We start from the raw sequence: 16,850 nt of genomic DNA, 5'->3' as shown, positions 1-16,850 counted from the left end.
ATCGCGTTCAGCGAACCGGCGCCGCCGACCATGATGAACTCGTCCCGGTTGGCCTCCTTGATCGCGGCGAGCACGCCGATGCCCTGGTCGTCGGGCTCGGCCTTGAGCACGCCTCGGTCGCGGGCCTCCCGTACGGACGCCACGGCGACGATGTCGCCCAGGTCGCCGATGCTGTCGGCGTTCTGACCGGCCAGGGCGGCACGGTGGCGGCGGGTCGCCAGGTCGAACAGGGCGCGGCCGTCGATCTCGTCGGGCAGCAGCCGGGGCGGACGCAGCGTCGCCCAGGTCGTCCGAGCAACCCGGGAGAGCTCGGCGAGGATCTGCGCGGCGGAGTTGCCGCCGCCGACGACCAGCACCCGGCGGCCGTGGAAGGGCTCGGGGCCGCGGTAACCGGCGGTGTGCAGTTGCTCGCCGCGGAAGCCGCGGATGCCCGGACAGTGCGGGACGTACGGACGCCACCAGGTGCCCGTGGCGCTCACGACGATGCGGGCGTGCCAGGTGCCGGCACCGCTGTCCACGGCGAGACGGTCACCGGCACGTCGCACGGCCCGTACGGCGGCGGGGCGGACGATCGGCAGCCGGTAACGCTGCTCGTAGTCGGCGAGGTAGGCGACGACGTGGGCGGCGTCCGGGTAGCGGCCGTCGGCCGGGACGGGCATCATGCGTCCAGGCAGGGAGCTGTACTGCGCGGGCGAGAACAGCCGCAGCGAGGGCCACATGTGCTGCCAGGCGCCGCCGGGCGCCTGCTGGGCGTCCAGGACGACGAAGTCGACGCCCGCTCGCCGCAGGTGGTACCCGGCCGCCAGCCCGGCCTGCCCGGCGCCGATGACGACGACATCGGCCAAGCGGGGAGCTGCGCTCATACGGTGATGAGCTCCACGTCCACCGGACCGTTCTGCGGGGCGGACGTGGACAGTGGTGCGAACAGCGCGCCCAGCTTGTTCACCACTTCCGGGATGATCCGGTAGTAGACCCAGGTGCCGCGGCGTTCTCCGTCGATGAGGCCGGCGGTGCGCAGCACCTTCAGGTGGTGGGAGATGGTGGGGGCGGTCAGGTCGAAGACGCCGGTCAGGTCGCACACGCACGCCTCGCCGCCGGGGTGGGAGCCGATCATCGACAGCAGGCGCAGCCGTACCGGGTCGGCCACGGCCTTGAGCAGCGTGGCCAGTTCAGCGGCGTCGGCCTCGCCGAGCGGCTCGCGGGCGATCGGCGCGCAGCACTGGATCGTCACGGCGGTCATCCGGGGCTCCTTAATTCGACATTCGTCTAAATTATAGGCGATGGTAGGCGACCAGGGACAAGGCGGCGGTGACGCAGACGGCGGCCACCGCGCTCATCACCTAGGTGTAGCCGACGGCCTGGGCCAGGGCGACCGCACCGAGCGGAGCCAGGGCCTTGTCGGCGACGGAGAAGAGTGCGATGCGGCCCGACAAGGTGGCGTAGGCGGCGGTGCCGTACCGCTGCACGAGCAGGTGTGGCAGCGTGATGGAGCCGATGCCGAAGCCGAGCCCGAAGAGCAGGACGCAACCGATCGCCCCTGCGACGCTCGCTCCCAGAACCGGCAGGAGCAGCGCCGCGACGCCTTGCAGCGTATAGATCGCGGCTGCGATGAGTGCGGCGGGCAGGCGGGTCTGCAGGCCGGTGGTGACCAGCCGCCCGGTGACCGACAGGACGCCGAGCAGTCCGGCGAGCGTGGCGGCCAGGACCGGGCTGTGGCCGAGGTGGATGAGGTAGGTGACCAGCACGACGGCGATGACGGCGACCGCGCCGCCGCTGGCGGTGAAGGCGGTCACCAGCAGCCAGAACGGACGGCGGCGCACGGCGGCCCTGACGAGGTCGGCGCGTTCCCCGGCGGCCTCGGGTGTGCGGGCGTGGGCCGGGCGGCGGCGGATCACCAGCGCGTGCAGCGGGATCGCCGCCATTCCGTAGACGAGACCGAGGACCACGAGGGCCTGGCGCCAGCCGTAGGCGGCGACCAGCAGGCCGGTGAGCGGGATGAAGATCGAGGAGGCGAACCCGGCGACGATGGTGAGGGCCAGGATGCCTCGCGCACGGCCTCGCGCGTCGGCGCCGTACCAGGCGATGATGACGGCGAACGCGGCCTCGTACAGCACCATCGAGCAGGCGATGCCGATGGCGGCGAAGACCAGGTAGAGCTGCCACAGCGCGGTGACCTGCGACCAGGCCAGCACCGCCCCTGTGCCGAGCAGCGAACCGAGCGTCATCAGGGCGCGCCCGCCGTGGGTGTCCAGCCATCGTCCGGCGAGCGGGGCACAGACGGCGGTGATCAGCACGGACACGGTGAGCGCGGCGGCGACCTGGGCGTTGGTGGCGTGCAGGTGGTGGGCCATCGGGACGAGGAAGACTGAGAAGGCGTAGTAGAGCACGCCGTAGCCGATGGTCTGGGTGACGGCCAGCGCGGCCACGACCCGCCGGCCGTGCCGGGAACGCGGCGGACCGCCGCCCTGCTGTTGGAGGGCGGCGGTCGCGGCGACGGAACTCATGCTGGACAAGCGATCAGCGCCCGACCCTCAGTCGTGGTCGCCCAGTCGCCCGCGAGGGTTTCGGCGATGAAGCCCTGGGCCTGCAGCCGCCAGGCGAGCGTTCCTGCCATCCGGGCGATCGTCGGGCCGTAGCCGGGGTTGGTGCTGGGCTTGCGGGCGGCGACCAGTTCGTCGGCCAGCCGGTGGGCGGGCATCGGCTCGTGGTCGCAGATGAGGCGCAGCGCTTCCTTCTGGGCGGCGGTGGGGTAGCCGTCAGACATCGGGGTGCTTCCTTTCAGCCGCAGCAGCTGCCGCCGGACTCGGCCGACGCTCCGACGGTGGTGAGCGGGAGCGGGGCCGCCAGCAGGCCGCCGCTGATGCCAGTGGCCAGGCCGACGCGCTGCTCCTGGGCCTCGACCAGGTTGGAGGAGCACACGCCGGTCTCGGGCAGGTCGAGCTGCACGTCGCGGGCCGCCTCCCAGTCCCCGGCCAGCGCCGCCACCACGGAGCGGACCTGCTCATACCCGGTGGCCATCAGGAAGGTCGGGGCGCGGCCGTAGCTCTTGACGCCGACCGCGTAGTAGCCGGGCTCAGGGTGGGCGAGTTCGTCGACGCCGTGGGCCGGGACGGTGCCGCAGGAGTGCTGGTTCGGGTCGATCAGCGGGGCCAGGGCGCGGGTGGAGCCGAGCACCGGGTCCAGGTCCAGGCGCAGTTCGGAGGCGATGGAGTGGTCGGGGCGGTAGCCAGTCGCGCTCACGACCTGGTCCACGGTGACGCTCTGCTCGTGGCCGGCAGGGTCGCGGCTGATCACCTGGATGCCCTGGTCGGTGGCGTTGACGCGGTGGGTGAAGAAGCCGGTCAGCAGCGTGATGCGGCCGGATTCGACGTGGACGCGCAGCCGGGTGCCGAGCGCACCGCGGGCCGGGAGAGCGTCGGCGTCGCCGCCGCCATAGGTGCGGGTGGCGTCGCCGGCGCGGATCGCCCAGGTGATCGGCGTGTCCGGCAGCTCGGCCAGCGCGAGCAGGGTGGTGGCGGCCGAGTGGCCGGCGCCGACGACCAGGACGCGCTTGCCCTCGTAGCGGTCACGGTCTGTGCCGAGCACGTCGGGCAGGGCGTGGTCGATGAACACCTCGTTCTCGCCGTGGGCGGGCAGGCCGCTCGCGCCGAGCACGTTCGGGCTGGTGTAGGTGCCGGAGGCGTCGATGATCGCTCGCGCCTGCAGCTCGGTGCCATCGGCCAGGCGGATGAGGAACGGCACCTGCTCGCGGCCTGTCGTGCGCACGCGGTCGTAGCCGAGGCGGCTGATCGCGGTGACCTTCGCGCCGAGCCGTACCTTGTCGCTGAACAGCTTGGCCAGCGGGGCGAGGTAGTCGTCGATGAGCTCGGTGCCTGTCGGCAGCCAGTCGGAGTCCGGGGCCGTCCAGCCGTCGGCCTCCAGGAGGCGGCGGGCGGCGGCGTCGATGTTGTACCGGTATGGGCTGAACACTCGCACGTGCCCCCACCGCGCCACCGAGGCGGCGACGCGGTCACCGGCCTCCAGGAGCGTGAAGTCGATGCCGCGTTCGGCCAGGTGGGCGGCGGCGGCCAGGCCGACCGGGCCGCCGCCGATCACGACGACGGGCAGGTTGCTCGTCTGCCCGGAGGTGGCCCGCTGAGGGGTGGCGAACTGCTCGATCTCGACGGCAACGGTGCCGCAGCAACTGTCACTCATGACGGCTCTCCAGGTGGCGCGCGGGTTAGCGGAAGGACAAGGACGACAGGGCAGAGGCGCGGGCGCGCTCGATGGCGGCGTCGGCGCGGCAGCCGCGGTCGCACACCTCCGAAGTCGCCTCGTTGAAGGTGAAGCCCGAAACGTCGGCGGGGCGGCGCAGGCGGGTGAGCAGAGCGCGCATCGCGCACCTCCTGAATAGAAGTTCATCTAAACAGCTCAGATTCTGAACCACTACTTAGAGGATTGTCAAATTAGATGAGCGCCTAAGCTGAGGCATACGGGCCGTCTCCGGGCCGGTCAGCCGCAACCACCGGCAGAGGGACCATCGTCCGGCGGGCAGCATGCGGCCAAGGCTGCCTGAAGATCGGCCAGCGCCCGCCGCACCCGGTAGTAGATCACCCACGGGTGCCAAGGGCCTGGATGGCGGCGGTGATTCCCTTCCTGTCGTAGCCGCTGGTGGGCATGGCGGCGCCGTGGGCGTGGCGGATGATGCCCTGGGAATCGATGAGGATGCTGCCTGACTGTTGCAGCGAGCCGAAGACCTTTCTGCTCAGGCCGATCATCTCGTGCGGGGTGCTGCGGCGGCCGGTGAGGACGGGGAACGGGATCTGGCGCTTGGCCTTCCACTCGGCCGCTGCTTGGCGGTCCTCGGGAACCGCGACAAGCACCTGGACGTCGGCGGCAACGAGCTCGTCGCGCCGCCGGATGAGGTCTTGGACGTGCCTGTTGCAGACCGGGCACGACGTCGACCGCATGAAATAGACGAGCACGGCATGGTCGCCCTGGTAGTCGGACAGGCGGACGGCCCGGCCGTCGGTGTCTTCCAGCACTACGGCGGGCGCGGGTGATCCGGTTTCGAGCATGGCGGAACTCCCCTTCAACTCGGGTTGTGGAAATACGGTCCGTTCAGGTCAGGCGCTGGTGGTTCCGGGGTCGTGCGGGCCGCCGGTGGCGTCGGTCTTTGCGCCCAGGCTGAGCCGGACCGTGCTACGTGCCCGGTGTAGCTGGGACTTCATCGCGGCGTTGCTCAGGCCGAGCACCTCCGCGACCCTTCGACCCGGGTAGCCCAGTACATCTCGCATGATCAATACTCTGCGCTGAACGTCCGGCAGCTCCCTGATCGCCTGCGCGACGAGTTCGGCTTCCAGGCGCCGGATGACCTCGTCCTCGGCTGACGTCACCAGACCGGCGCCGGCCTCGTCATAGCGGTCGACCAGCAGTCGAGCGCGGCGCACGCACTCGTTCCGGACGATTCTGAACATCCACGATGCCAGCGCCCCGGTGGCGCGCAGTGAACCGATCTTCCGGTAGAGGATGATCAGCGCTTCCTGCGCGGCGTCCTCGGCATCCTGCGAGGACGCACAAAGATGCTCCGCGAAGCGCCGCACGTGAGGATGGGCGCCATGGACCACCGCTGTGATCGAGTCTCGATCACCTGCCTGCGCGGCCTCGATGAGCTGCGTGCTCGCCCAGCCGCGGTCAGCCACATCCGCCCCCTTGCCATCGGAACGAGGTGGTGACCAGTGCCTGCGGCACAGCCGGTATCACGACGTCACTCATCTGCATCTCCTTCCCAGCGTGACCGTCACCCCATAAGAGGCCCCCACACCGCGAAAGGATTCACCGTCTCAGGACCAACCTCGCCGGCCGCACCCCGAGCAGTACACCGATGAAGCTCAACCCATCTCCCGGAGAGGCGCTGCACCCATCGAGTTTGCCCAGCAGCTCAGGCCCTTTCTCCTAACCTCAGCCTCCTGACGTGGCACATGTCACCTTCGAACCGGCTAGGACGTCTTGGGCTCGGGGGCGACCCAGAAGTCGTCGGGCAGCTTCTGGTCGGACTCCAACTTCGTGAAGGTGGGGAACTTCTTGGTATCGATCTCCACGGAGGAGAAGTCCACCTCGCTCAGCTCCGCCCGCGGAAAGCCGTTCTGATCGAGGTGCGTTTTCGCCATGTCGTCCAGTCGCTTGGCCTGGCCGGCGATGACGCCAAGAGCGGTCGCCTGTCCCACGATGTAGGTAAGGAGCACGGCGTACATCCCGGTCAGCACCTTGTCCGCGGCACTCGCCAGATACTTCAGGTACACGCGAGCAGTGATGGGCGACGTCAGCATCATGGTGAGCGCGTATATGGAGGCTGCTGAGATCGTGATGCCCAAGCCCGCCATCGCCTTCCCGAACGCCCGGAACGCGAAGGCCGTGGTCTCGAGGGTGTCGCCCATTTTGTCGAGCGCGTCCCTCAGGTCTTCGGTAGACGTGTGCATGTGGCCCGTCACCCGGGAGAACTCGCGCTGATCGTCGGCGATCCAGCCTTTCCGCGCCGCAGCGGGGAGCCCGGCGAGCGTCTCGACGGGGCGGTCAAGGGCTTTGGCCGCGTTTCTCCAGAGCTTGGCGGTCTTTTCGACCTTTTCCACGTCCATGTCCACGTTCTCCAGCAAGGAGAGTCCCACCATGGGCACGCCCGCGTAGAGACTGAGCCGCCGGATCGCAAGGATGGTTTCCCTGGGCGCGATCATCGGTACTTCACCGTGCTCGCCTGCTCGGCCCTCAGCCAGTTGCGGGCGCAGGTGGACAACGCGCTGGACATGTCCTCGGCCACCACGCGGCCGTCGTCCAGTGCATCAATGCAGCCTTCATACGCCTTGTCGTACGCTGACTTGAAAATCTTCGACATGGTCTTGCCGAAGGTGGCGTCGTCGAGGTCGGCCTCAAGCCAGACGCGTTTCTTGCTGAGGAGGAAGTCATCCCAGATGTCGCTGTACTGCTCGCTCATCGCGTAGATCGTGTTCGAGGTGATGAAACGTGTTTCTTCCCGGGAAGACATGCGGCTCCTCATGATGTGGTGCGTCGAAGGTCATCTTTGCGGCTCGACAGGCCTTGATCATCTTGGTTCACCCGATGTTCGGCGGAATGCCGCCGTTCACTAGAGGCCGGTTCAGACACCATTGATCAACTCGCTGTCATGTTCGACGTCACGCCCGAAGAACTCGAGAAGATCAGTAGGCAAGCCGACGAGGCCATGGCGAAACTGGGCGAGGCGATGCGCAGGCTTCGTGACGTCACCGGCGAGGTCATGGCGGCGGGCGGGAAGATCAAGGCCACCGTGGAGGCCGACGGCCTGGTCCGCGACCTCCGGCTCGACCCGCGCGTGCTGCGGACGATGGGCGCCGACGAACTGGCCGAGGCAATCGTGGCGGCGCTGCGCGCAGCCCAGATGTCCGTCCGGGAGCAGACGGAGGAGCAGGTACGCGCAGTGGGCATCGACCACGCCGACCCCCTGCCCATGGACCCGGCCGAGGCCCGCGCCCGCCTGGACTCCCTCCAGTCGGACTTCATCGCCGCCCTCCAGAACCGGTAGCCGAGGTAGAGGGTGTCGCCGTCGATCGCCAGCCCTTCGAAGCGTGGGCCGGCTGCGCCAACACCTTGGGATCGCCACGCTGGTGAGGTTGACGGCCATGTACAAACGCCCGTCCAGGACAGAGCCCAGAGCGCGATCCAGGCGCCCGTGAGCACCCAACCGAGCATGACCCGGAAAGGGCCAGACCACGGCCATCGGCGCCATCCCGCCGATGGTTGGGTTGCCCTGGCCGACCGTACTGCTGCCCATAGGGGTCTTGCGATTGTGGCGGGTAACCCATGGCGCGGCTCCAGGTAGAGACAGGGCCTGATGGGACGTTCCAAGGGTTGGCCCAGACCACGCGTCCGGATCCGGGCAACCACCCTGGTGGGGAGTCGGCATCCGGACCGTGGACGTCAGGAGTTGCGTGGCACTATCAGGCCGGATTCGTAGGCGAGGACGACGAGTTGGGCACGATCGCGGGCCTGAAGCTTGGCCATGGCCCGGTTGATATGGGTTTTCGCGGTCAGCGAGCTGATCACCATGCGGCCGGCGATCTGGTCGTTGGACAGACCCTGCGCCACCAGGGCGACGGCCTCGCGTTCGCGGTTGGTCAGCTCTTTCAGTCCCGTACCGGCGCCGGTGTCGAGCGGCTGGGTGACGTACCGGTTGATCAGCTTGCGGGTGATCGACGGTGCGAGCATGGCGTCACCGCGCGCGGCGACGCGTACGGCGTGCAGGAAATCTTCCGGCACGATGTCTTTGACGAGGAATCCGGCCGCACCGGCGCGCAGCGCGTTGAAGACGTATTCGTCCATGCCGTAGTTGGTCAGGATGACGACGTGCACCCCGGCCAGGGCCGGGTCCGCGGCAATGCGCCGGGTCACCTCGATGCCGTCGACGACCGGCATCTGGATGTCGATGAGCGCAACGTCGGGCAGGTGTTCCTTGACCAGGGCCAGGCCCTCCTGCCCGTCGGCGGCCTCGGCCACCACCTCGATGTCGTCCTCGAGGTCGAGGAGCGCGCGGAAGCCGCTGCGGAGCAGCGGCTGGTCGTCGACCAGCAGGACACGGATCATGATGTTCGGTCCACGGGAAGTTCAGCCTGTACGGTGAAGCCGCCCTCGCCGCGCGGTGCCGCCAGCAGGCGACCGCCGAGGGCGGTGACTCGTTCGCGCATCCCGAGCAGCCCGACGCCGGGCACCGGGGCGATGTCCGAGGTGGCCTTGCCGTCGTCATCGATGCGTACCGCGAGGGAGCCGGGACGGTAGTCGATCCGGACCGACGCCGTCGCCGCGGCGGCGTGGCGGGCGATGTTGGTGAGGGACTCCTGAACGATCCGGTAGACGGTCCGGTCCACCGCGGCCGGCACGTCATGGCGCTGTCCCTCGATCGTCAGCGTCGCGTCCAGGCCGGTCGTCCGAGCTCGTTCAACCAGTTCCGCAACGTGGTTGAGCCCGCGTGGCGGGGTCGTGTCGTCGTCGCGCAGCGCCTCCAGGGTCGCGCGCAGCTCCCGGGTCGCCTCACGTCCGGCCTCCTGGATCGCCAGCAGGGCCTCCGGCACCTGTTCACCCCGCTTGCGGGCCACGTGCACGGCTACTTCGGCCTGCACCTTGATGATCGAGATCTGGTGGGTGAGCGAATCGTGCAGCTCCCGCGCGATGTGCAGCCGCTCCTCGTCGGCGCGGCGCCGCGCGGTCTCCTCCCGGGTGCGCTCGGCTTCGTCCGCCCGACCCTCGGCCTGCCGCAGCGCTTCGCCCGCGGCACCGGCCGCGATCAGCCAGGCCAACTCGAGAGCGCCCCGGGCCTGCGCGAACGCCTCACCTGTGTCGTGCAGGCCCGAGGCCAGGGCCGCGAGAGGGAGCACAGCCAGCATGATCACGCTCGCCGCCACCGTGCTGGTACGGTGTCCAGCCCGTACGGCTGCGTACACCGCGAACAAGTACGCGACGGCAGGCACGTCGAAACCGGCCACCTGGTAACCCACCGCGCACAGCCCGGTGACGGCCAGGACGAGAACCGGAGCCCGGCGGCGCGCGGCCAGCACCAGGCCCCCAGCCGTCAGCAGCGCGTAGCCGAGCAGGTCGAGGTACGTGGCGGAGTGCTGTCCGGACAGCCCGGTGACGAGCAGCGTGGCCGCCACACCGATGGCGATCACCCAGTCTGCGACACCAGGCCGGACAGCGAACCGTCCTGTGCTCATGCGCGCACCATAACCGATTGTCCGCGCGGGCAAATCCTACGCACGGACGACCGGCGCCTACCGCACACGCAGTACCTTCCCGGTTCCTGCAGCGTCCGCAGCAACCGGCTACGGCAACGGCGGCAGCCCGAATTGCCCACGCCCGCCCGACGACCGGCCACAGGTCCGGCGGACATCATCAAGCGACGAGCAGTCATAGGAGGAGAAGGAGCACCCCGTGTCCATCCGTCACCTGATTACCGCCGCGCACGTCTGGGTCCAGCCGGATCCCGTCAGTTCCTACGCCCTGACCACCGGACGTCTCTGGTCCGTCGTGGCCGCGCTCCTGGGGCTGGCCGGCGTGGTCATCGGTGGGCTCGCGCTGGCCCGCTCCGCGGGTCGTATCGGCACCGGCTCCGGAAGACGCGGGGCCAACGTAGCCCTGGTAATGGGGCTGGCCGGCGCGGTCATCGGCGGGCTGGTCGTGGCCGCCGCCGATGGTGGTCCCGGCACCGGCTACGGAATAGTAGGGGGTTACGTGGCCCTGGTGGTGGGGCTGATCGGCATCATCCTCGGCGGGCTTGCTCTGACCCGCTCCCGCCGCACCGGCTGACCGGCTGACCGGCGCGAATACGAGCGCGTCTTCGGCTCTGCCTGAAGACCACCCAAACGGAAAAGACGACCTGAGCGGTGCCCACCGCGCCGAGCAACTCGCCCAGGAGATCGTCAACGACTCTCTGATGAGCGGGCCGTGATCGCCCGTCGCAGGCCGTATGCGGCGGCGCCGACGCCCAGCACCGCGACTCCGGTGATCACTGAGGAAAGCGGCAAGGCGAAGGCGAGGACCAGGCAGCCGGTCAGGCCGGCGGCGGGTATCAGCCGTACCGGGCGGCCCTCGCCGGGTGTGAGGGTCCAGGCGCCGGCGTTGGCGATGGCGTAGTAGACCAGCACACCGAACGCCGGTGCCTGGGGAGGCGGTTAGACCAATGAACGTGCAACTGCCAGCCGACCCCGCAGGTCGGCTGGTGTGGGCCGGTCGCATGCCACAGGTGTACTGGACGATCAGGAGTAGTCGTCTTCGTCGTACTGCTCCAGGTGGAGTAGGGTGCGGATCTTTCCCACCGCCGGTTTTCCGTCGTGGCGGGCGGCGTTCAGCACCTCCTGGATGAGCGCGTCGCGGGCACGGGCACGCGCGCCCAGGAGCCAGTGCCGTTGCGCCTTGAGCGATTCGGCCTTGAGCTGCCCCATCGGCCCGCGCAGCGCCCTGGGCCAGGCGGTGTCGGTCAAATGCCGGATCTGCGTCCTGTTCGCGGTGGCGACCTGCGCTGCTCGGCGGCGTAGCACCGCGACAGGCTGGCCGCCGTTGATCGCCTGCTCGAGTCGCTCGAGCGCGATGTTGTACGGCCGCACGATGCCCAGATAACGCCGGGCCGCCTGATCAACGGTAAGCGGCACTGGGCTCGGCGTCGCCCGCGGCGAAGGAGTTACGGACTCCACCCGCGGCTCGGGGCTCGGGGACATGGTCGAAGGGAGCGCGACCGACGGTGGTACGTCGACGGGGTCGCTCGAGCACCCGGCGACCATGGTGGCGACCATCAGTGTTCCTGCAAGGATGCGCACAAGTCCGCAATTGATCCACTCAGTCGTCGGCATGTCAAGATGCTGAACCGCCCGCCGTAAGCCGTCCAGGCGGCCAGGCATCCCCGCCGGGCGCCTCGCTTACCGTGCGACGCACCTTCTCCAATCGCAAGGAAACCCTCACCATCACCTTGCCGGCTGGTCGCCGAGGGCACCGCCGATGAGCTCAAGCGCCGGGTTCCCGGCAGCCACGTCCGGCTACGGTTCACCAATCGGCACGAACTCGACGTCGCGGCACGGGTCCTGCACGAGTCCACAAGGGACGACGAAGAGCTGACCTTGCGTGTTCCCGGCGATGGCGGGGTGAGGTCCTTGCGCGCACTGCTCGATCGGCTCGATGCGCAATCCATAGAAGTCGAGGAATTGTCGGTGCATACACCGGACCTGGATGACGTCTTCCTCGCCCTTACCGCTTCCCGCAGTGGCTCGGCGCGATCGGCATCGTCGTGCTGACGGCACTGGCGATCAGCTGGCTGACCATCGCGGCCGGTCTCGCGGCGAAGACACCGGAAAGCGCGGGCATCCTCGGCGTCCCGCTGATGCTTCTTCCCTTTTTGAGCAGCGCATTCGCGCCGGCCGACAAAATGGGGCCGGGTGCGCGGCAATTCGCGGAGTACCAACCGTTCACCCCGATCATCGAAACCCTGCGCGGGTTTCTGACCGGCACGCCATCGGCGGGCACGGCCATCACGGCGATCGCCTGGTGTGCCGGGCTCACGTTGATCGGCTACCTGTGGGCGCGCGCGACGTTCACGAAGCGAGCGTGATCTCGGCCAGCTCACGCCAATCCCGCCGCTGTCCGTCGCGGGTCGCCTCGGCGAACACGGTTTCGCCGAGGTGATTCCGCGTCTCCGCGGCGATCCTGGAAACGTCCGGCTGCGAACGATCCGGCGTACCGCGCACGCCGTCGCTCGCCGCGAGCAATCGCACGGCCTGCTCATACTGGCCCTGGCGCAGCGCGAGATCCGCGATCCCGATCAGCACCTCGGCGATCAGCGGCGGATACGTCGTCCCCACAGCCGCGCCGAGCGCGTCGCTCCGATGCGCGCGGGCCTTCTCGAGGTCCTCGGTGAGGTAGCCGTACAGGTCCATGGTCTTGGCGCGGGCCAAGTCGCTCAGTTCCTCCTCGCCCATCATCGCCCGCACCGTGGCCAGGTGCTCGTATGCCTGGTCCGGCTCGCCGCGCCAGCGGGCCAGCTGCGCCTCCGAAAGCGCCAGCTCGGCAAGCGTGTCCGGCCAGGAGATCCCGTCCGCGCACCGCCGCGCTTCGGCCATGGCGGAGGTGCTGGATCGCTCATCGCCGAGCAACCAGTACAGCTGAGCCTGCCGCGCCCGCAGGCCGACCGCGTCCTCGGTCGAGCCCAACTCGGTCAGCGCCTCGGCCGCCTCGTCGTAGTGCTCACACGCGCGTGCGAGTTCGCCGCGCATGGCAAGCCGATCGGCCAGGAAGGTCAGCGCCAACGAGATCCCCATCCGGTCACCCAGCGTGCGGAACTCTGCAAGGGCGATCTCGGCGTCGATGTCCACGCCAGTCTCGTCGCCGCCGAGCGTGAGCCGGAATCGGCCACGAGTGAGCCTGGCCTGCGCGCGCACCCATGGATGCTCGTCGGCGATGAGCGGCTCGAACACGGACAGGAAATCCGTCGGTTCCTGCAGCATCCGCTCCCACAGCTCGACGAACCCGAGCATGACGTGGCGATGCCCGCTGCGCTGGGTGAGCCGGTGCGCCTCGTGGATCCATTCCTGCGCCTGATACTGATCGCGGCCGGGCCCGGAGGTCATGAACACTGTCACGATGGCGTACGCGATCGCCCGCACCTCATCGGACACCTCACCCTGCAGCGAGGCCGCCGCGACGCTCAACTCGGTGCCCTCGGCCCGGTGCCCGCTGAGGAAGTAGTACCAGCCCACGGCCGCGACCAGCCGCATCGCCTCCTGGGCCCATCCCTCGGCGATCGCCCCGCGCAGGGCCGTACTGATGTTGTCGTGCTCGGCCTTGAGCGTGGCCAGCCACTCCAGCTGCTCGGCCCGACGCAGTTGCGGCTCGGCCGTCTCGGCCAGCTCGGTGAAGTAGGCAAGGTGCGCCCGGCGCGCCAGCTCGGTCTCCCCGGCTTCGGCGAGCCGGTGCGCCGCGTATTCCCTGATGGTGTTGAGCATCCGGTAGCGCGGCGTGCCCTCGCCGTCGGCGAGCAGCAGCGACTTCTCGATCAACGCGGTCAGCAGGTCGAGCACCTGCTCCCCGGCGAACGCCTCGTCGCCGCACACCCGTTCGGCCGCTTCCAGGCTCACCCCGCCGGAGAAGACCGAGAGCCGCCGCAGCACGCCACGTTCGGCCTCGGACAAGAGATCCCAGCTCCAGTCCACCACCGCGCGCAGCGTCTTGTGCCGGGAAAGCGCCGTACGGCTGCCGCCGGTCAACAGATGGAATCGGTTGTCGAGCCGGCGTGCCAGCTGATCGATGGACATGGTGCGCAGGCGTGCCGCGGCCAGTTCGATCGCCAGCGGCACCCCGTCGAGCGCCCGGCAGATCCGCGCCATGGCCGACAAGGTGTGCGCGTCGGAGCCGATGTCCTTGCGTACCAAATCCGCGCGGTCCCGCAGCAGCCGCACCGCGGGCGAGGAGGCGACCTCGGCGGGGTCCGCTCCCTCCGCGGGCAGCGCGAGTGGCTCGACCTGCCACAGCACCTCCCCGGTGATACCGAGCGGCTCCCTGCTCGTGGCCAGAATCCGCAGCCTCCGGCACTCCCCCAGAAGCCGATCCGCGAAGGCCGCGGCCTCCTCGATCACGTGCTCGCAGTTGTCCAGGATCAGCAGGATCGCGCGCTCCCGGACCGCGGCGATGAGCCGATCCATCGGTTCCCCACCGCGCGCATCACCGAGCAATGCCTGGTCACGAAGGCCGATCGCGGTAAGGACGGCCTGCGCCAGCTCACCGCCTGCCCGCACCGAGGCCAGTTCGACCAGCCACGCCCCATCCGGCAGCTCGGCGAGCACCGTCCGCGCGGTCTCCGTGGCCAGCCTTGTCTTGCCGGAGCCACCCGCCCCCGTCAAGGTGACCAGTCGATGCCCGATGGTCAAAACGGCGACCGCGGAGATGTCCTCGTCCTTGCCGACGAAACTCGTCAGCTCGGCGCGCAGGTTCGTCCGGCGGTTCTCCGCCCGCTCGCCCAGCTCGCCACGCAGCAACGCGGTGTGCAGCGCGGAGAGCTCGGCGGATGGATCGGTGCCCAACTCCTCAGCGAGCCGCTCGCGCGTCCGCTGGTACACGATCAACGCTTCATTCCCGCGCCCCGCCTCGGCGAGCGCTCGCATTAAGGCCGCCACGAACCCCTCCCGCAGCGGGTACGCGGCAACCAGCTCGGTCAGCTCGGAGACCAACTCCGAGCCACGGCCGAGGCGAATATCCGCATCCACCCGATCCCCGAGCGCGGCGACGTACAGTTCGTCCAGACGCGCGACCGCGGCGTCGAACGCATCGCTGTCTCGCAGTGCGATGTCCGCCATGACCGTACCGCGCCACAATGCCAAGGCCGAGCGCAGCAGATCCGCCCGCGCCGCAGGCTCGGCGGCACGGGCCTGACCGACCAGGTGCTCGAACCTGCACACGTCCACGGCATCAGGAGCCACGGCCAGCCGGTACCCGCCGGAATCCGCCTCGATCACACCGTCCGGCAACACCCTGCGCAGCCTGGACACCAACGCCTGCAAGGCATTCACTTCGTCCGCGGGCGGCCGTTGCCCCCAGATCCAGTCCACCAGCCTCGCACGCGTGACGATCCGGCCAGGTTCGAGGGCGAGTGCAGCCAGCAGTGCGCGCAGCCGAATCCCAGGAACCTCCATCACGGCCCCATCGCCGTTCCGGACCTCGAACGGTCCGAGCAATTCGACTCGCACATGAGCAATTTAGCCGAACCGTGGCGACGACCGACCAGGGCCTGCACCGAAGTCCGGTTAGAGCCATTCGTTGATCACGATGAGAACCGCGGCTTCGTAGCGCACCGCAAGCGTAGCCACAGCGCGATGGCGTTCGAGCCGGTTGATACCGCACGGCCGACGTGCGACCGGCTACCTCCTTCCGCACGTCGGGCACAACGTCGGTCCCGGTGGCGGTCATCCAGGTCCAGCTGTAGGGCCCCTGGTCAGTTGGCAGCTTCAGAGCAGATCTTGATCGTTGTCGATGGTGTCATCGGTGGTCTGAAAGGAATTTCGCGCAGCTGTCACAAGCCTGGAGGCTGTCCGGTCTTAGCTGGCGACCGGGTGGCAACGAGGTGGCCCGGTGGACGAAAGGGATCGCGATGAAGATCGTGGTAGTCGGCGGGACGGGCCTGATCGGGTCGAAGCTGGTGACGAAGCTGGGCGAGCATGGTCACGAGGCGGTGGCGGCGGCGCCGAATACCGGCGTCAACACGCTGACCGGCGAGGGGCTGGCCGAGGTGCTGGTGGGTGCGCAGGTGGTGATGTCGAGATCGCCCGCTTGGAAACGGCACTGACCGTGGTGCCGGAGGCCGAGCCGCCATCTCGCGGCGTGCCCGGCGGGCGATCCCACATCTCGCTCCGTTTCACCTTCACCATGCTGTGCGACCCGATGCTCGTCCTGGTGGACGACGAAAAGCTCGCCCGGCGCAAGGACCGCCGCGCTCCTCGTCCGTCCTGAGCGCGGCCAAGCTATTGCGGCATGACGGAACCTGTGAGCCCCTGCGGAAAGGAAGCACATGAGCAACACGTTGAATGGAAAGGTCGTCCTCGTCACTGGAGCGTCGTCGGGCATCGGCGAGGCCACTGCGCTGGCCCTCTCAGCGGAGGGGGCCCTGGTCGCGGTCGGGGCCCGGCGCGCCGACCGGTTGGAGACTCTGGCGAGCAAGGTGCCCGGCGAGGTGCTGGCCCTTGAACTGGACGTGACCGACCAGGAGTCGGTGCGGGCCGCGGTCGCGAAGACCGTCGAGCACTTCGGCGCCCTGGACATCCTGGTGAACAACGCCGGGGTGATGCTCGCCGGCCCGATCGCGGGTGCGGACACCACGGAATGGACGCGCATGATCGATACCAACCTGCTCGGGTCGATGTACACGGTCCACGCTGCGCTGCCGTACCTGCTGGAGCGCAAGGGCGCCGTCGTACAGGTCTCCTCGACCTCGGGCCGTACCGCGTCGGCCGGCAACGGCGCCTACGCCGCGACCAAGTTCGGCATCACCGCCTTCTCTGAGGCGCTGCGGCAGGAGGTCACCGCCCAGGGCGTGCGGGTCGTGGTCGTCGAGCCCGGCTTTGTCGCCACCGAACTGACCGACCACATCACGGACCCCACGATGCAGGCTGCCGCGCAGAACATAGCCGCCTCCATGCGCACCCTGCAGCCCGAGGACATCGCCAATGCTGTCGTGTACGGAGTCACCCAGCCGGAGCACGTCGCGGTCAACGAGATCCTCATCCGCCCGACCGACCAGACGCGGTAGGCGAGCGACACCGCCCCCGCGCAGGGGCGACCTTCGCCGCGCCGGACGT

Annotated in this window: 21 protein-coding genes and 1 pseudogene; 7 read left to right on the top strand and 15 right to left on the bottom strand. The window is 69.1% G+C overall.

The features are described from left to right. The 10 genes from AB0J09_RS18880 to AB0J09_RS18835 all read right to left on the bottom strand — a co-directional run. Positions 1 to 863 (bottom strand): FAD-dependent oxidoreductase (locus AB0J09_RS18880; protein WP_360692145.1); only part of this gene is annotated, 863 nt, incomplete at its 3' end. Further along, the gene (locus tag AB0J09_RS18875) at positions 860 to 1,240 is read right to left on the bottom strand and encodes a metalloregulator ArsR/SmtB family transcription factor (protein WP_360692142.1); all 381 of its coding nucleotides are present in this window, start codon (positions 1,238 to 1,240) and stop codon (positions 860 to 862) included. The genes AB0J09_RS18880 and AB0J09_RS18875, both read right to left, overlap by 4 nt. Before the next feature lie 100 nt (positions 1,241 to 1,340). Further along, the gene (locus tag AB0J09_RS18870; RefSeq protein WP_360692139.1) at positions 1,341 to 2,504 is read right to left on the bottom strand and encodes an MFS transporter; all 1,164 of its coding nucleotides are present in this window, start codon (positions 2,502 to 2,504) and stop codon (positions 1,341 to 1,343) included. Then, positions 2,501 to 2,764, bottom strand: coding sequence for a hypothetical protein (locus AB0J09_RS18865; protein ID WP_360692136.1), 264 nt, complete (start codon positions 2,762 to 2,764; stop codon positions 2,501 to 2,503). The genes AB0J09_RS18870 and AB0J09_RS18865 overlap by 4 nt, the downstream gene beginning before the upstream one ends. Positions 2,765 to 2,778: 14 nt before the next feature. Beyond that, positions 2,779 to 4,194: an FAD-dependent oxidoreductase gene (locus tag AB0J09_RS18860; RefSeq protein ID WP_360692133.1), complete on the bottom strand. Its 1,416-nt coding sequence runs from the start codon at positions 4,192 to 4,194 to the stop codon at positions 2,779 to 2,781. Positions 4,195 to 4,219: 25 nt separating this feature from the next. Further along, positions 4,220 to 4,375: a hypothetical protein gene (locus tag AB0J09_RS18855; RefSeq protein WP_360692129.1), complete on the bottom strand. Its 156-nt coding sequence runs from the start codon at positions 4,373 to 4,375 to the stop codon at positions 4,220 to 4,222. 214 nt (positions 4,376 to 4,589) lie between these two features. After that, positions 4,590 to 5,057: a peroxiredoxin family protein gene (locus AB0J09_RS18850; protein WP_360692126.1), complete on the bottom strand. Its 468-nt coding sequence runs from the start codon at positions 5,055 to 5,057 to the stop codon at positions 4,590 to 4,592. A gap of 48 nt (positions 5,058 to 5,105) precedes the next feature. Next, the gene (locus AB0J09_RS18845; RefSeq protein WP_360692123.1) at positions 5,106 to 5,681 is read right to left on the bottom strand and encodes an RNA polymerase sigma factor; all 576 of its coding nucleotides are present in this window, start codon (positions 5,679 to 5,681) and stop codon (positions 5,106 to 5,108) included. A 297-nt stretch (positions 5,682 to 5,978) separates the two neighbouring features. Continuing rightward, positions 5,979 to 6,710 carry a hypothetical protein gene (locus AB0J09_RS18840; RefSeq protein WP_360692120.1) on the bottom strand — a complete coding sequence of 244 codons (732 nt, stop codon included), beginning with the start codon at positions 6,708 to 6,710 and terminating at the stop codon, positions 5,979 to 5,981. Beyond that, positions 6,707 to 7,018, bottom strand: a complete 312-nt coding sequence (locus AB0J09_RS18835) for a hypothetical protein (protein WP_360692117.1) — start codon at positions 7,016 to 7,018, stop codon at positions 6,707 to 6,709. Before AB0J09_RS18835 ends, AB0J09_RS18840 begins: the two co-directional genes overlap by 4 nt. Positions 7,019 to 7,156: 138 nt before the next feature. Here AB0J09_RS18835 and AB0J09_RS18830 point away from each other — a divergent pair, with 138 nt between their 5' ends. Next, the gene (locus AB0J09_RS18830; RefSeq protein ID WP_360692114.1) at positions 7,157 to 7,552 is read left to right on the top strand and encodes a YbaB/EbfC family nucleoid-associated protein; all 396 of its coding nucleotides are present in this window, start codon (positions 7,157 to 7,159) and stop codon (positions 7,550 to 7,552) included. A gap of 395 nt (positions 7,553 to 7,947) precedes the next feature. Here the strand turns inward: AB0J09_RS18830 and AB0J09_RS18825 are convergent, their stop codons facing one another. After that, positions 7,948 to 8,610, bottom strand: a complete 663-nt coding sequence (locus AB0J09_RS18825; RefSeq protein ID WP_360692111.1) for a response regulator transcription factor — start codon at positions 8,608 to 8,610, stop codon at positions 7,948 to 7,950. Then, on the bottom strand, positions 8,607 to 9,734 hold the full coding sequence (locus AB0J09_RS18820; RefSeq protein ID WP_360692108.1) for a histidine kinase: 1,128 nt from the start codon (positions 9,732 to 9,734) through the stop codon (positions 8,607 to 8,609). The genes AB0J09_RS18825 and AB0J09_RS18820 overlap by 4 nt, the downstream gene beginning before the upstream one ends. A 217-nt stretch (positions 9,735 to 9,951) precedes the next feature. Here AB0J09_RS18820 and AB0J09_RS18815 point away from each other — a divergent pair, with 217 nt between their 5' ends. Then, positions 9,952 to 10,326 carry a DUF6223 family protein gene (locus AB0J09_RS18815; protein ID WP_360692105.1) on the top strand — a complete coding sequence of 125 codons (375 nt, stop codon included), beginning with the start codon at positions 9,952 to 9,954 and terminating at the stop codon, positions 10,324 to 10,326. A gap of 113 nt (positions 10,327 to 10,439) precedes the next feature. Here the strand turns inward: AB0J09_RS18815 and AB0J09_RS18810 are convergent, their stop codons facing one another. Together AB0J09_RS18810 and AB0J09_RS18805 are read right to left on the bottom strand one after the other, a co-directional pair. After that, positions 10,440 to 10,664 carry a hypothetical protein gene (locus tag AB0J09_RS18810; RefSeq protein WP_360692102.1) on the bottom strand — a complete coding sequence of 75 codons (225 nt, stop codon included), beginning with the start codon at positions 10,662 to 10,664 and terminating at the stop codon, positions 10,440 to 10,442. Between the two features lie 111 nt (positions 10,665 to 10,775). Beyond that, positions 10,776 to 11,309, bottom strand: coding sequence for a hypothetical protein (locus tag AB0J09_RS18805; RefSeq protein ID WP_360692099.1), 534 nt, complete (start codon positions 11,307 to 11,309; stop codon positions 10,776 to 10,778). Positions 11,310 to 11,489: 180 nt separating this feature from the next. On the opposite strand from AB0J09_RS18805, the pseudogene AB0J09_RS18800 reads away from it, so the two are divergent. Together AB0J09_RS18800 and AB0J09_RS18795 are read left to right on the top strand one after the other, a co-directional pair. Next, a pseudogene (locus AB0J09_RS18800) lies at positions 11,490 to 11,804 on the top strand (DUF4162 domain-containing protein); the annotation flags it as partial. Then, positions 11,798 to 12,118, top strand: a complete 321-nt coding sequence (locus tag AB0J09_RS18795) for an ABC transporter permease (protein ID WP_360692096.1) — start codon at positions 11,798 to 11,800, stop codon at positions 12,116 to 12,118. The pseudogene AB0J09_RS18800 and the gene AB0J09_RS18795, both read left to right, overlap by 7 nt. On the opposite strand, the gene AB0J09_RS18790 is transcribed toward AB0J09_RS18795, so the two are convergent. Continuing rightward, positions 12,102 to 15,245, bottom strand: a complete 3,144-nt coding sequence (locus AB0J09_RS18790; protein WP_360692093.1) for a BTAD domain-containing putative transcriptional regulator — start codon at positions 15,243 to 15,245, stop codon at positions 12,102 to 12,104. The genes AB0J09_RS18795 and AB0J09_RS18790 overlap by 17 nt on opposite strands. A 401-nt stretch (positions 15,246 to 15,646) precedes the next feature. Between AB0J09_RS18790 and AB0J09_RS18785 the strand changes: the two genes are divergently transcribed. The 3 genes from AB0J09_RS18785 to AB0J09_RS18775 are packed head-to-tail and all read left to right on the top strand — an operon-like array spanning position 15,647 to position 16,801. Continuing rightward, on the top strand, positions 15,647 to 15,841 hold the full coding sequence (locus tag AB0J09_RS18785) for an NAD-dependent epimerase/dehydratase family protein (RefSeq protein ID WP_360692090.1): 195 nt from the start codon (positions 15,647 to 15,649) through the stop codon (positions 15,839 to 15,841). Next, a complete protein-coding gene (locus AB0J09_RS18780; RefSeq protein ID WP_360692087.1) occupies positions 15,826 to 16,005 on the top strand; it encodes a hypothetical protein in 180 nt (59 codons plus the stop codon). Before AB0J09_RS18785 ends, AB0J09_RS18780 begins: the two co-directional genes overlap by 16 nt. A gap of 58 nt (positions 16,006 to 16,063) precedes the next feature. Then, positions 16,064 to 16,801: an SDR family NAD(P)-dependent oxidoreductase gene (locus AB0J09_RS18775; protein WP_360692084.1), complete on the top strand. Its 738-nt coding sequence runs from the start codon at positions 16,064 to 16,066 to the stop codon at positions 16,799 to 16,801. The last annotated feature ends 49 nt before the right edge of the window (positions 16,802 to 16,850 follow it).

The organism is Nonomuraea sp. NPDC049784 (assembly GCF_040659615.1).
In the GTDB taxonomy this organism is placed as follows: domain Bacteria; phylum Actinomycetota; class Actinomycetes; order Streptosporangiales; family Streptosporangiaceae; genus Nonomuraea.
This window is presented reverse-complemented; position numbering and strand designations above follow the sequence as displayed.

Coding starts and splice junctions, on each gene's coding strand:
- AB0J09_RS18875 (WP_360692142.1), bottom strand. CDS start 1,240: ATGACCGCCGTGACGATCCAGTGCTGCGCGCCGATCGCCCGCGAGCCG.
- AB0J09_RS18870 (WP_360692139.1), bottom strand. CDS start 2,504: ATGAGTTCCGTCGCCGCGACCGCCGCCCTCCAACAGCAGGGCGGCGGT.
- AB0J09_RS18865 (WP_360692136.1), bottom strand. CDS start 2,764: ATGTCTGACGGCTACCCCACCGCCGCCCAGAAGGAAGCGCTGCGCCTC.
- AB0J09_RS18860 (WP_360692133.1), bottom strand. CDS start 4,194: ATGAGTGACAGTTGCTGCGGCACCGTTGCCGTCGAGATCGAGCAGTTC.
- AB0J09_RS18855 (WP_360692129.1), bottom strand. CDS start 4,375: ATGCGCGCTCTGCTCACCCGCCTGCGCCGCCCCGCCGACGTTTCGGGC.
- AB0J09_RS18850 (WP_360692126.1), bottom strand. CDS start 5,057: ATGCTCGAAACCGGATCACCCGCGCCCGCCGTAGTGCTGGAAGACACC.
- AB0J09_RS18840 (WP_360692120.1), bottom strand. CDS start 6,710: ATGATCGCGCCCAGGGAAACCATCCTTGCGATCCGGCGGCTCAGTCTC.
- AB0J09_RS18835 (WP_360692117.1), bottom strand. CDS start 7,018: ATGTCTTCCCGGGAAGAAACACGTTTCATCACCTCGAACACGATCTAC.
- AB0J09_RS18830 (WP_360692114.1), top strand. CDS start 7,157: ATGTTCGACGTCACGCCCGAAGAACTCGAGAAGATCAGTAGGCAAGCC.
- AB0J09_RS18825 (WP_360692111.1), bottom strand. CDS start 8,610: ATGATCCGTGTCCTGCTGGTCGACGACCAGCCGCTGCTCCGCAGCGGC.
- AB0J09_RS18820 (WP_360692108.1), bottom strand. CDS start 9,734: ATGAGCACAGGACGGTTCGCTGTCCGGCCTGGTGTCGCAGACTGGGTG.
- AB0J09_RS18805 (WP_360692099.1), bottom strand. CDS start 11,309: ATGGTCGCCACCATGGTCGCCGGGTGCTCGAGCGACCCCGTCGACGTA.
- AB0J09_RS18785 (WP_360692090.1), top strand. CDS start 15,647: ATGAAGATCGTGGTAGTCGGCGGGACGGGCCTGATCGGGTCGAAGCTG.
- AB0J09_RS18775 (WP_360692084.1), top strand. CDS start 16,064: ATGAGCAACACGTTGAATGGAAAGGTCGTCCTCGTCACTGGAGCGTCG.